7 protein-coding genes are annotated in these 13,634 nt (G+C 74.9%); 6 read left to right on the top strand and 1 reads right to left on the bottom strand.

Annotated elements, in window-relative coordinates; translation table 11 throughout:
• Nucleotides 1–206: 206 nt before the first annotated feature.
• The 4 genes from ACFVT2_RS35750 to nudC all read left to right on the top strand — a co-directional run bounded on the left by ACFVT2_RS35750 (nt 207) and on the right by nudC (nt 10,112).
• Complete coding sequence (locus ACFVT2_RS35750; RefSeq protein ID WP_390024911.1) at nt 207–3,776, top strand: ATP-dependent helicase; 3,570 nt, start codon at nt 207–209, stop codon at nt 3,774–3,776.
• Nucleotides 3,777–3,871: 95 nt separating this feature from the next.
• Nucleotides 3,872–7,690 carry a UvrD-helicase domain-containing protein gene (locus ACFVT2_RS35745; RefSeq protein WP_390024950.1) on the top strand — a complete coding sequence of 1,273 codons (3,819 nt, stop codon included), beginning with the start codon at nt 3,872–3,874 and terminating at the stop codon, nt 7,688–7,690.
• Nucleotides 7,691–7,700: 10 nt separating this feature from the next.
• Nucleotides 7,701–9,101 (top strand): dipeptidase, encoded by a 1,401-nt coding sequence (locus ACFVT2_RS35740; RefSeq protein ID WP_390024909.1) that lies wholly within the window; start codon nt 7,701–7,703, stop codon nt 9,099–9,101.
• Nucleotides 9,102–9,176: 75 nt separating this feature from the next.
• Nucleotides 9,177–10,112, top strand: a complete 936-nt coding sequence (gene nudC / locus ACFVT2_RS35735) for an NAD(+) diphosphatase (protein ID WP_390024907.1) — start codon at nt 9,177–9,179, stop codon at nt 10,110–10,112.
• Between the two features lie 205 nt (nt 10,113–10,317).
• Here nudC and ACFVT2_RS35730 read toward each other — a convergent pair whose 3' ends face one another.
• Nucleotides 10,318–10,563: a mycoredoxin gene (locus ACFVT2_RS35730; RefSeq protein WP_039632983.1), complete on the bottom strand. Its 246-nt coding sequence runs from the start codon at nt 10,561–10,563 to the stop codon at nt 10,318–10,320.
• Between the two features lie 190 nt (nt 10,564–10,753).
• On the opposite strand from ACFVT2_RS35730, the gene ACFVT2_RS35725 reads away from it, so the two are divergent.
• Together ACFVT2_RS35725 and ACFVT2_RS35720 are read left to right on the top strand one after the other, a co-directional pair.
• Complete coding sequence (locus ACFVT2_RS35725; RefSeq protein WP_390024905.1) at nt 10,754–13,081, top strand: ATP-dependent DNA helicase UvrD2; 2,328 nt, start codon at nt 10,754–10,756, stop codon at nt 13,079–13,081.
• Between the two features lie 143 nt (nt 13,082–13,224).
• A complete protein-coding gene (locus tag ACFVT2_RS35720; protein WP_390024903.1) occupies nt 13,225–13,551 on the top strand; it encodes a hypothetical protein in 327 nt (108 codons plus the stop codon).
• The last annotated feature ends 83 nt before the right edge of the window (nt 13,552–13,634 follow it).

Here is a 13,634-nt window from a genome sequence, read left to right as displayed (position 1 = left end):
ACCGAAGGCCCTGAGGGCCCGCCCGGCGGATCGGGGTCCGGACAGGACCTAGGGTTGGCCCCTCGACCCGGTACGGTCGAAGACTGCCGTTCCGGACGCGGCCCGCCGCGGGCACCCCGACGGCCCGGACGGCCGGTGGCACTGCCGGCACCGTCCGGCACCCCCGCACCACGACCAGCACCTCCCTCCCAGGACCGGCGATCCACGTGAGTTCCTCCCTTCCGGCCGTTCCGCCGGCGCAGCCCCGCGAGGCGGCGCGGCGGGGCGCCCCCGGCGCGTACCGGCTGGTGCGCACCCCGCCGGAGCGGACCGCGCCACCCGTCCTGGACGCCGCCCAGCGCACCGTGGTGGCGCACCGGAACGGGCCGCTGCTGGTCCTCGCCGGCCCGGGGACGGGCAAGACCACGACCCTGGTGGAGTCCGTGGTGCGCCGCATCCGGGAGGGGGGAGACCCCGAGCGGATCCTCGTCCTCACCTTCAGCCGGAAGGCCGCGGTCGCCCTCCGCGACCGGCTGGCCGCCCGCCTGGCCGACCCGGACGGACCGCCGGCGGGGCATCCAGGAGGGCACCGGCCGGGCGTCCCCCAGGCCACCACCTTCCACTCCTTCTGCTACGCCCTGGTCCGCGCCCACCAGGACGCCGACCTCTTCGCCGACCCGCTGCGGCTGCTGTCCGGCCCCGAACAGGACCTGGTCGTCCGCGAGCTCCTGGAAGGCCAGGCGGAGCTGGCCGGCGCCGGTCGGGCCCGGGTGAGCTGGCCGGACGAGCTGCGGGCCTGCCTGACCACCCGCGGATTCGCCGACGAGGTCCGCGCGGTGCTGGCCCGCAGCCGTGAGCTGGGCCTGGGCCCGGACGCGCTGGGCGCCTTCGCCCGCCGCACCGGCCGTCCCGACTGGCGGGCCGCGGCCGCCTTCCTCGCCGAGTACCTCGACGTCCTGGACGCCCAAGGGGTGCTGGACTACGCCGAGCTGGTGCACCGCGCGGTGCTGCTGGCCGAGGGCCCGGAGGGCGCCGCCCAACTGGCCGGCGCGTACGACGCGGTCTACGTCGACGAGTACCAGGACACCGACGCCGCCCAGGTACGGCTGCTGCGGGCGCTCGCCGGCCACCAGGGCGCACCGGCCGCAGCCGGTTCCCCGGGCCGCACGCTGCTCGCCTTCGGAGACCCCGACCAGTCGATCTACGCCTTCCGGGGCGCCGACGTCAACGGCATCCTCGACTTCCCGGAGACCTTCCGGTGCGCCGACGGCACCCCCGCCCCGGTGGCCGTCCTGCGCACCTCGCGCCGCTCCGGCGCCGCCCTGCTGGCCGCCACCCGCCTGATCACCCGCCGGATGCCGCTCACCCGCCTCCCGGCCGACGCCGTCCGCGCCCACCGCGAACCGGCGCCCGTACGGGACGGCGGCCGGGCCGAGGCGTACACCTACCCGACCTCCGGCGCCGAGCTGGACAACATCGCCGACCTGCTGCGCCGCGCCCACCTGGAGGAGGGGGTGCCCTGGCGCGAGATGGCGGTACTGGTACGCGCCGGGGGGCGTTCGATCCCCGCCGTGCGCCGTGCGCTCAGCGCCGCCGGGGTCCCGCTCGACATCGACGGCGACGACCTGCCGCTCCGCCACGAACCGGCGGTCGGCCCGCTGCTGACCGCCCTGCGGGTGGCCGCGGGGGCACCGGCACCGGCCGGGCCCGCCACCGACGGCCGCAGCGCTGCCGGTGGCGCTGCTGAGCTCACTGAGGTCGGAGAGGTCGGCGAGTCCCCCGATGTGCCCGATGCCCCCCATGCCCCCGACGCAGTTCCGGACGGAACGGACGCGTCCGTAGCCCAGGACGACGCCTCAGTAGCCCAGAACGACACTTCCGTAGCCCAGGACGACGCACCGGACCGTACGACCGCCCTCCGGATCGACCCCGAGACCGCCATCGACCTGCTGACCTCCCCCCTGGGCGGCATGGACGCCGCCGATCTGCGGCGGCTGGGCCGGGCGCTCCGCGAGGAGGAGCGGGCGGCCGGCCAGCCGCTGCCGCCCCCGTCCGACGAGCTGATCGCCCGCGCACTGGCCGAGCCCGAGCGCCTGGTGGCGCACGACCCCGGCTACGCCCGTGGTGCCCAGCGGCTCGGCCTGCTGCTGCGCAAGGCCCGGGAACTCCTCGCCGGCGGCGGAACGGCCGAGGAAGCGCTGTGGGAGCTGTGGGACGGCACCCCCTGGCCGGGGCGGTTGGAGCGGGCCGCCCGGCGCGGCGGGGCCGCCGGCCGCAACGCCGACCGGGACCTGGACGCGGTGGTCGCCCTGTTCGAGACCGCGGCCCGCGCCGAGGAGCGCACCGGCGGCCGCGGCGCCCGGAACTTCCTGGAGGAGCTGGACGCCCAGGACATCGCCGCGGACACCCTCACCCGCCGGACGGTCCGCCCCGACGCCGTACGCCTGATGACCGCGCACCGCGCCAAGGGCCTGGAATGGCGGTTCGTCGTGGTCGCCGGGGTCCAGGAGGGCCTCTGGCCCGACCTGCGCCGGCGCGGCTCGCTCCTGGAGGCGGACCGGATCGGCCGGGACGGTCTGGCCGAACCGCTCACCCCGGGCGCGTTGCTCGCCGAGGAGCGCCGACTGTTCTACGTGGCCGCGACCCGGGCCCGGGAGCGCCTGGTGGTCACCGCCGTGAAGGCCGCGGCCGAGGACGGCGACCAACCGTCCCGGTTCCTGACCGAGTTGGGCGTCACCCCTCAGGACGTCCCCGGGCGCCCCCGTCGCCCGTTGACGGTGGCCGCACTCGTCGCCGAGCTGCGCGCCACCACCGTCGATCCGGAGGCCGGGCCGGCGCTGCGCGAGGCCGCCGCCCAGCGGCTGGCCAGGCTGGCCGCGCTGCGTGACGACGACGGGTACCCGCTGGTGCCGGCCGCGCACCCGGACAGCTGGTGGGGCCTGTACGAGCCCACCCACAACGCCGTCCCGCTGCGCGACCGCGACCGGCCCGTGGTGCTCTCCGGCAGCGCCCTCGACCAACTGGCGAACACCTGCGCGCTCCAGTGGTTCCTGGGGCGCGAGGTGAAGGCCGACGCCCCGGCCACCGCCGCCCAGGGCTTCGGCAACGTCGTCCACGTGCTCGCCGACGAGGTCGCCTCCGGCCGCACCCCGGCCGACCTGTCCGTCCTGATGGCGCGGCTGGACTCGGTGTGGGACGCGCTCGCCTTCGACGCCCCCTGGAAGTCCCGCCAGGAGAAGGACAGCGCCCGCGCCGCCCTGGAACGCTTCCTGCGCTGGCACGTCATGGAGCGCGAGACCCTCGGCCGGGACACCGTCGCCACCGAGCACGGCTTCGACGTCACCCTCGACGCCGGCGCCTACGAGGTCCGCATCCGCGGCAGCATGGACCACGTGGCACGGGACGCCCAGGGCCGCGCCTACGTCGTCGACTTCAAGACCGGCAAGCAGAAGCCGACCGGCCCCGAGGTCGCCCGCCACCCGCAGCTCGCCGTCTACCAGCTCGCGGTCCGCGAGGGCGCCCTCGACGACGCCTTCGACGGGAGCCGGCCGGAACCGGGCGGCGCCGAACTCGTCCACCTGCGGCTGGGCGCACCCCGCAAGGAGGGCGGTGACGCGCTGCCCGCCGTCCAGGCGCAGCCACCGCTGGAGGACGACTGGGTCGGCGATCTGCTCGCCACCGCCGCCGGCCGCGTTCTGGAGGAGCGCTTCACGCCCACCACCGGCGCGCACTGCACGCACTGTGCCTTCCGGGCCTCGTGCAGCGCGCGGCCGGAGGGCCGGCAGATCGTGGAGTAAGTCGACCGACGGTCCGTGCACCGCGCTGACCTGCACGGACACCGTTCGGGGCGGGATTGTCGGTGGCGGCCGTTACGGTGTCCGATGTGTCAGCCGTGTCAGCCCGCATCACCGACCCCGAGCAGCTCAAGGAGCTGCTCGGCATCCCGTTCACCCCGGAGCAGACGGCCTGCATCACGGCCCCGCCCGCGCCGCAGGTCATCGTGGCCGGAGCCGGTTCGGGCAAGACCACGGTGATGGCCGCGCGGGTGGTGTGGCTGGTCGGCACCGGCCAGGTCGCCCCCGAGCAGGTCCTCGGGCTGACGTTCACCAACAAGGCGGCGGGGGAGCTGGCCGAACGCGTCCGCGCGGCCCTCCTGGCGGCCGGCGTCACCGACCCCGAAGCGCCCGCCCCCCACCCGGCCACCGGCCCGGTCGGGAGCGCTGCGCCCGGCCCCGCCGAGTACGCCCCGGGCGCCGAGACGCCCTCCGGGGAGCCGCGGATCTCCACCTACCACGCCTTCGCCGGCCAGCTCCTCAAGGACCACGGCCTGCGCATCGGCCTGGAGCCCAGCGCCCGGCTGCTCGCCGACGCCACCCGCTTCCAGCTCGCCGCCCGCACCCTGCGCGCCGCCCCCGGTCCGTACCCGTCGCTCACCACCTCGCTGCCCACTCTGGTGGAGGACCTCCTCGCCCTCGACGGCGAGTTGGCCGAGCACCTGGTGGATCCGGCCGCCCTGCTCGCCCACGACACCGCCCTGCTCGCCGCCCTGGAGGGCGCCAAGCTCAGCAACGCCGATCTGCGCAAGGTCCCCGAGGCCGCCCGCGGCCGGCTGGAACTCCTCGACCTGGTCGGCGCCTACCGCCGCGAGAAGCGCCGCCGCGACCTGCTGGACTTCGGCGACCAGATCGCCCTCGCGGCCACCCTGGCCACCACCCGCCCGGAGGTCGGCGCGCTGCTCCGCGACGAGTTCCGGGTCGTCCTCCTCGACGAGTACCAGGACACCTCCGTCGCCCAGCGGTTGCTGCTCTCCGGCCTCTTCGGCGCCGGAGCCGGGACTGCCACGGGGACCGCCACGGGGACTGACACCGGGGCCGCCACAGGGACGAGCCCCGGGACCGCCAGCGGGCATGCGGTCACCGCCGTCGGCGACCCCTGCCAGGCCATCTACGGCTGGCGCGGCGCCTCCGTCGCCAACCTCGACGACTTCCCCGCCCACTTCCCGTTCGCCGACGGCACCCCGGCCCGCCGCTTCGCCCTCAGCGAGAACCGTCGCAGCGGCGGCCGCCTCCTGGACCTCGCCAACCGCCTCGCCGCCCCGCTGCGCGCGATGCACGCCGGCGTGGAAGCGCTGCGTCCGGCCCCCGGCGCCGAACGGGACGGCGTGGTCCGCTGCGCCCTGCTGCCCACCCACGGCGAAGAGCTCACCTGGCTCGCCGACTCCCTCGCCCACCTGGTCCGCACCGGCACCCCGCCCGGCGGGATCGCGGTGCTGTGCCGCACCGCCGCCGACTTCGCCGGCATCCAGGGCGAGCTGGTCGCCCGGGACGTCCCGGTGGAGGTCGTCGGCCTCTCCGGGCTGCTCCACCTCCCCGAGATCGCCGACCTGGTCGCGGTCTGCGAGGTCCTCCAGGACCCGACGGCCAACGCCTCCCTGGTCCGCCTGCTGATCGGCCCCCGCTGGCGGATCGGCCCCCGCGACCTGGCCCTGCTGGGCCGCCGGGCCCGCGTGCTGGCCCACCCCTCCTCCCACGGTTCCCCCGCCGACGACCCCGAGCGGCGTCTCGCCGCGGCCGTCGAGGGCGTCGACCCGGCCGAGACGGTCTCGCTCGCGGACGCGCTGGACACCTTCCTGGAGTCCGGCGGGCCCGACGACGGCCTGCCGTTCTCCCCGGAGGCCACGGTCCGCTTCGCCCGCCTGGCCGCCGAACTCCGCGATCTGCGGCGCTCGCTCGCCGACCCGTTGATGGACGTGCTCCACCGGATCCTCGCCGTCACCGGCCTGGAGGTCGAGCTGTCCGCCTCGCCGCACGCCCTCGCCGCCCGCCGCCGGGAGACCTTGGGCACCTTCCTCGACATCGCCGCCGGGTTCGCCGCCAAGGAGGGCGGCGCCGCCCTCGACGGCGAGGCGACCCTGCTCGCCTTCCTCGGCTTCCTGCGCACCGCCGTCCAGTACGAGAAGGGCCTGGACAGCTCGCTCCCGGGCGGCGAGAACACCGTCAAGGTGCTCACCGCCCACAAGTCCAAGGGCCTGGAATGGGACGTGGTCGCGGCGCCCGGCCTGGTGACCAAGCAGTTCCCCAGCGAGCAGGCCCGCGAGTCCTGGATCAGCCGCGCCAAGGTCCTGCCGCACGCCCTCCGCGGCGACGCCGCGACCCTGCCCGACGTGGCGGAGTGGACCGCCCGCGGCGTCAAGGACTTCAAGGAGGCGATGCGGCACCACCAGGAGACCGAGGAGCTCCGCCTGGGCTACGTCACCTTCACCCGCCCCCGCTCCCTCCTCCTCGGCTCCGGCCACTGGTGGGGCCCCAGCCAGAAGCGTCCCCGTGGTCCGTCGGCCTTCCTGGAGGCGCTCCGCGAGCACTGCGAGGCCGGCCACGGCGAGATCGAGTTCTGGGCCGACCCGCCCGAGGAGGACGCCGAGAACCCGGCCCTCGCCGAGGCCGCCGCCGACCGGCCCTGGCCGCTGCCGCTGGACCCGACGGCCACGGCCCGCCGCCGCGCGGCCGCCGCCACCGTCCGCGACCACCTCACCCGCTACGCCCCGGACACCGCCCCGGACTCCTCGGCGCCGACCCCGGCCCCCGCGTACGACCCGGAGTGGCCGCCCCCACCGGACGACGAGGAATGGGCGGCCACCTACGAGGACGCGGAGTACCCGCCGTACCCGCCGTACGAGGACGCCGCGTACGACGCCCCGTACGACGACGCGTACCGCGACGCGTATGGCGAGGCGCCCGATGATCACGTCCTGTTCGACGGTCACACCCCGTTCGACGAGCCCGCAGGCGGGGACGACACCGCATCCCAGTCCGGAGCCGGAATCGGAGCCAGAACCGGAGCCGACGCCGACGCCCCGGCCCCGCGCCCCCGCCTCATCGCGCAGCGCTCCGCCGAGCCCGACCCGGCCACCCTCACCGGCGGCCCCGGCCCCGGCCCCGAAGGCCCCACGGGCCGGCAGTCCCCGGCGCTGATCCCCGAGGAGCGCCGCACAGTGGCGTCCTGGGACCGCGATCTGGAGGCGCTCGCCACCGAGCTGCGCAGCTCCCGCGCCCGGGTCCGCGACGTTCCGCTGCCGGCTTCGCTGACCGCCACCCAGCTGCTCCAGGTCGCCGCCGACCCGGATGGCTTCGCCCGCGAGCTGGCCCGTCCGATGCCGCGCCCGCCGCAGCCCGCGGCCCGCCGCGGCACCCGCTTCCACGCCTGGGTCCAGTCCCGTTTCGAGGAGCTGCCGCTGCCGCTGCTCGGCCCGGAGGAGCTGCCCGGCGCCGAGCCCGGCGAGGCCGCGGAGATCGCCGACGAGCAGGACCTGGCGGCCCTGAAGGAGGCGTTCGCCCGGACGCCGTACGCGCACCGGACCCCGTTCCGGGTGGAGGTCCCGTTCCGGATGACGCTCGCCGGGCGGGTGATCCGTGGCCGCATCGACGCGGTCTACAAGGAGCCCGGCCGGGACGGCGACCGCTTCGAGATCGTCGACTGGAAGACCGGCCGGAACCTCCCCTCCGGTGCCGGCGGCGCGGACCCCCTCCAGTTGGCCGTCTACCGCCTGGCCTGGGCCGAGCGGTTCGGCCTGGCCCCCTCCGAGGTCGGCACGGCGTTCCTCTTCGTCCGCACCGGAGAAGTGGTCAGACCCGCCCGCCTGCCGGGCCGGGCCGGACTCGAACGGATCCTGCTGGGCGAGACCCCCGGCCGGTATCCCCCAGAAGGCCGATAGGCTCGGGAGTATGAGCACCACCCCGGACAACGCCGTCCGCGCGTACCTCACCGGCCACCGCGACGCCTTCCTCGACGACCTCGCGGAGTGGCTGCGCATCCCCTCCGTCTCCGCCGATCCCGGCCGCGCCGCCGACGTGCGCCGCAGCGCCGACTGGCTCGCCGCCAAGCTCGCGGAGACCGGCTTCCCGGTGACCGAGGTGTGGGAGACCGAGGGACTGCCCGCGGTGTTCGCCGAGTGGCCCTCCGGGGACCCGACCGCCCCGACGGTGCTCGTCTACGGCCACCACGACGTGCAGCCCGCCGCCCGCGAGGACGGCTGGCACACCGACCCCTTCGAGCCGGTGACCGTCGACGGCCGGCTCTATGCGCGCGGCGCCGCCGACGACAAGGGCCAGGTCTTCTTCCACACCCTGGGCGTCCGCGCCCACCTCGCCGCGACCGGCCGCACCGCCCCCGCCGTCAACCTCAAGCTGCTCATCGAGGGCGAGGAGGAGTCCGGCTCCCCGAACTTCCCGGCCCTGATCACGGCGCGTGCGGACCGCCTGGCCTGCGATGCGGTGGTCGTCTCCGACACCGGAATGTGGGCCGAGGACACTCCCACCGTCTGCACCGGCATGCGCGGGCTGACGGACTGTCAGATCGATCTGCACGGTCCCGACCAGGACATCCACTCCGGCTCGTTCGGCGGCGCGGTGCCCAACCCGGCCATCGAGGCGGCCCGACTCGCCGCCGCGCTGCACGACGCCGACCGCCGGGTCGCGATCCCCGGTTTCTACGACGGCGTGGTCGAACTCACCGACCGGGAGCGGGAGCTCTTCGCCGAGCTGCCCTTCGACGAGGAGCGCTGGCTGCGCACCGCGCACTCGCACGCCACCCTCGGCGAGGCCGGCGCCACCACCCTGGAGCGCATCTGGGCCCGCCCCACCGCCGAGGTCAACGGCATCGGCGGCGGCTACCAGGGCCCCGGCGGCAAGACCATCGTCCCGGCCTCCGCCCAGCTGAAGCTCTCCTTCCGCCTGGTCGCCGGCCAGGATGCCGAGGCCGTCCAGCAGGCGGTCCGCGCCTGGGTCGCCGCCCGGCTCCCGGCCGGCATCCGCCACGAGATCACCTGGTGGGGCGCCACCCGCCCCTGCCTCACCCCGCTCGACCACCCCGCGCTCCAGTCCGTTGCCCGCGCCATGAGCCGGGCCTTCGAGACGGAGATCCGCTTCACCCGCGAGGGTGGTTCGGGTCCGGCGGCCGACCTCCAGGACGTCCTCGGCGTCCCGGTCCTCTTCCTGGGCATCTCGGTGCCCTCCGACGGCTGGCACGCGCCGAACGAGAAGGTCGAACTCGACCTGCTGATGAAGGGCGTCGAGACCGCCGCCTACCTCTGGGGCGACCTGGCGGACGCCTGGCGCCCGGCCTGACCCGCGCCCACCGCCGTACCGCTCCGCGCCCGCACGCAGCAATCACCCACGCCACAGGGGGAGTTGGAAACAGTAGTGACCATCTGGACCGACCGCACGGCCGACCGACCGATCACCTTCAGCGCGCCGAGCGGAATTGACCGCTCCGCCCACCACCGTCAGGACGAGGCATGGCTGGCGGCGGCCTGGAGCCACCCGACGACGCGGGTCTTCGTCGTGTCCGGGGGCCAGGCGCTGATCGACGACACCCCCGACGGCCGCACCGAACTGATCATGACGCCCTCCTTCGAGGCGCCGATGACCGAGGCCCACCGCTACTACCTCGGCACCGACGAGGACGGCGTCAGCTACTTCGCCCTCCAGAAGGACGCGCTGCCCGGCCGGCTGGACCAGTCCGCCCGCGCCGCCGGACTCCGCGAGGCCGGCCTGCTGCTCTCCCCCCGGGACGCCGGCCTCCTCGTCCACGCCGTGGCCCTGGAGAACTGGCAGCGGATGCACCGCTTCTGCTCCCGCTGCGGCGAGCGGACGGTCATCGCGGCGGCCGGCCACATCCGCCGCTGCCCGGCCTGCGGCGCCGAGCACTACCCGCGCACCGACCCGGCCGTGATCATGCTCGTCACCGACGACCAGGACCGCGCCCTCCTCGGCCGCCAGGTCCACTGGCCCGAGGGACGCTTCTCCACCCTCGCCGGGTTCGTCGAGCCGGGCGAGTCCATCGAGCAGTCGGTCGCCCGGGAGGTCTACGAGGAGGCCGGGGTCGTCGTCGGTGACGTGGAGTACGTCGCCAGCCAGCCCTGGCCCTTCCCCTCCAGCCTGATGCTGGGCTTCATGGCCCGCGCCACCTCCTCCGAGATCCAGGTGGACGGCGAGGAGATCGAGGAGGCCCGATGGTTCTCCCGGGACGACCTCTGCGCCGCCTTCGCCTCCGGCGAGGTCCTCCCGCCCTACGGCATCTCCATCGCGGCGCGGCTCATCGAGCGCTGGTACGGCAAGCCGCTGCCCAAGCCGTGATGTCACCGGTCCGGGCCGTGACCCCCGCGGCCGGGGCCGTCACCTTCGCAGCCGGGGCCGCGGACAGCACTGCGGCCCGGACCACGGGCAGCACTATGGCCCGGACCACGGACGACACCGTGGCCCGGGCCGTGCACAGCACGGGCCGTCGACCGGCTCCCTCACGGACCGGCCGACGGCCCCGCTTTGGCGGTGCGCCCGGCCCTCAGGCCGCGGCCACCTTCTCCTTGACCTGTGCCAGGGACGGGTTGGTCAGCGTCGTGCCGTCGGCGAAGAGCACGGTCGGCACCGTCTGGTTGCCGCCGTTGGCCTTCTCCACGAACGCCGCGGACTCCGGGTCCTGCTCGATGTTGATCTCGGTGTAGGCAATGCCCTCGCGGTCCATCTGGCCCTTCAGCCGACGGCAGTAACCGCACCAGGTCGTGCTGTACATCGTCACAGTGCCCGCCATGCGTCCCGCGCTCCTTAGCTCGGTCTTGATCGTGATCATGTGCCACGCGCGTCGCTCCGACGCCGTGGCACCGATCTCAACAACGCCCACCGGGCCCGGACCATTCCCGGCCACCCCGGACGTGTTCCCGGCCACTCGCCGGCACCCCGCCACCGTCCCCAGCCGGGGCCCACCGGTACGACCGGTCCCCATGCGGTGTGGACGGTTTTCCCGGGTGCGCCGGCGGACCTGGCAGCATGGCGGGGTGACAGCAGCAACGGACGCCACTCTCTTCCCGCAGGTTCCGGGCGGCTCTCCCCACGCGGTTCCGCCGAGCGGGGCGGACGCGGTGCTCGCAGGGCTCGACCCCGAGCAGCGAGAGGTCGCCACGGCCCTGCACGGACCGGTGTGCGTCCTGGCCGGCGCCGGCACCGGCAAGACCCGCGCGATCACCCACCGCATCGCCTACGGCGTCCAGGCCGGGATCCTGCAACCCGCCAGTGTGCTCGCGGTCACCTTCACCGCCCGTGCCGCCGGCGAGATGCGCGGCCGGCTCCGGCAGCTCGGCGCGGCCGGCGTCCAGGCCCGCACGTTCCACTCCGCGGCCCTGCGCCAGCTCCAGTTCTTCTGGCCCCGGGCGGTCGGCGGTGAGCTGCCGAGGCTGCTGGACCGCAAGGGCCCGCTGGTCGCCGAGGCCGCCGGCCGTTGCCGCCTCCGCCTCGACCGCAACGAGCTGCGCGACGTCACCGGCGAGATCGAATGGTCCAAGGTCACCCAGACGGTGCCCGCCGACTATCCGGCCGCGGTCGCCAAGGCCGGCCGCGAGGCACCCCGCGATCCCGCCGAGATCGGCCAGATATACGCCACGTACGAGCAGCTCAAACGGGACCGCGGCACCATCGACTTCGAGGATGTGCTGTTGCTCACGGTCGGCGTGCTCCAGGACCGGCACGACATCGCCGAGCAGGTCCGCACCCAGTACCAGCACTTCGTCGTCGACGAGTACCAGGACGTCAGCCCGCTCCAGCAGCGGCTGCTGGAGCTGTGGCTGGGCGACCGCGACACCCTGTGCGTGGTCGGCGACGCCAGCCAGACGATCTACAGCTTCACCGGCGCCACCCCTGACCACCTCCTCGACTTCCGCATCCGCCACCCGCACGCCACGGTCGTCAAGCTCGTCCGCGACTACCGCTCCACCCCCCAGGTCGTCCACCTCGCCAACGGCCTGCTCTCCCGGGCCCGGGGCCGCGCCGCCGAGCACCGCCTGGAGCTGGTCTCGCAGCGCGAGCCGGACGCCGAGCCGGTCTTCACCGAGTACGCCGACGAGCCCGCCGAGGCCGAGGGCACCGCCCGCCGGATCCGCGACCTGATCGCCGCCGGCGTCCCGGCCAGCGAGATCGCGGTCCTCTTCCGCATCAACGCCCAGTCCGAGGTCTACGAGCAGGCCCTCGCCGACGTCGACGTGCCGTACCAGCTGCGCGGCGCCGAGCGGTTCTTCGAGCGGCCCGAGGTGCGCGAGGCCGGCGTCAAACTGCGCGGCGCGGCCCGCTTCGGCGGCAACGACACCCTGCTCGCCGGCGCGGCCGGCCTGCCGTCCGAGGTGCGCGCGGTGCTCAGCGACATGGGCTGGACCGACCGGCCGCCGGCCGGCTCCGGCGCGGCGCGCGACCGCTGGGAGTCGCTGGCCGCCCTGGTCCGGCTCGCCGAGGACTTCGTCCGGGCCCGCCCCACCGCCACCCTCGCCGACCTCGTCGCCGAGCTGGACGAGCGGGCCGCGGCTCAGCACGCCCCCACCGTCGAGGGCGTCACCCTCGCCTCGCTGCACGCCGCCAAGGGCCTGGAGTGGGACGCGGTGTTCCTGGTCGGCCTCACCGAGGGCATGCTGCCGATCCACCACGCCCGCACCGACGAGCAGGTCGAGGAGGAGCGCCGGCTGCTCTACGTCGGCATCACCCGCGCCCGGCGCCACCTGGCGATGTCCTGGTCGCTGGCCCGCTCACCCGGCGGGCGGCCCGTGCGCAGCGCCAGCCGTTTCCTCGACGGCCTGCGGCCCGGCTCCGGCGGGGCGGCCCGCCGCCGCACGTCGGGCCTGGTCACCGGCGGCGTCGAGCGCGGCGGCAGCGCCCCGGCGGCCCCCGGCCGACCGCGCCGTACGCACCGCAGCCCGGCCCGCTGCCGGGTCTGCAACCGCACGCTGACCGACCCCGGCGAGATGAAGCTGATGCGCTGCGAGAGTTGCCCCTCGGAGCTCGACGAGGCGCTCTACGAGCGGCTGCGGGACTGGCGCGCCGAGCAGGCCGCGCAGACCCGCCAGCCCGCCTACTGCGTCTTCACCGACAAGACCCTGATGGCCATCGCCGAGGTCGTCCCGGCGACCGCCGAGGAGCTGGCCGTCATCCCCGGCGTGGGCCGCCGCAAGCTCGACCGCTTCGGCACCGACGTGCTCGCGATCTGTGCCGGCGAGGAGCCTGGTGCGGAGCCCGGTGGGGACGTCGCGGACGGGTCCGACGACGCCGCGGAAAACTCGTCGGAAAAATAGTTTGCGTGCGCGGAGCGCATCCCCATAGCCTTCGGGAGCAGCGGAAACAACGGAACTTCCGGGATCCGATGATTCCGTGCTGTACTTGAACACCCCGGATCGGGTTTTCCCGATCCCCTAGACGCCGAGAGGAGGCGAGCCCAGTGATCAGCTTCATCGAGACCAACAAAATGACCGATCTCTCGGTCGTCGCCCCCTGCGCTCTCGGCTTCTCGCTCCTGGGCACCGGTCTGTCCGGCTCCGGCCGTCCTTCCGGTACCGAGGTCGCGCGTCCCGACGCCCTCGCCGTCCTGACGGTGAGCGAGCGCTTCGTGCGACCGACCGAGGCACCCGCGGCAGCGGTAGTGAAGGAAGCGGCGAATGCCTCCGCCTTCGCGACGCCGGCCAATGGTGCCGAATCCCGGAAGTACCAGTCGCAGCATGACATGTGGGCCTACCGCGGCCACGAATCCTGGAGAGATCCAGCCTGATCGGCGATCAGGTCGGCACCTTCCAGGGCCGCGGAACCCTCACCGGGATCCGCGGTCCTTTTGTTTTGCCCAATGTGCCCGCC

Source organism: Streptomyces sp. NPDC058000, from assembly GCF_042886435.1.
Classification (GTDB): Bacteria; Actinomycetota; Actinomycetes; order Streptomycetales; family Streptomycetaceae; genus Streptomyces.
The sequence above is the reverse complement of the archived record's forward strand: the minus strand, read 5'-3'. Positions and strand labels throughout refer to the sequence as shown.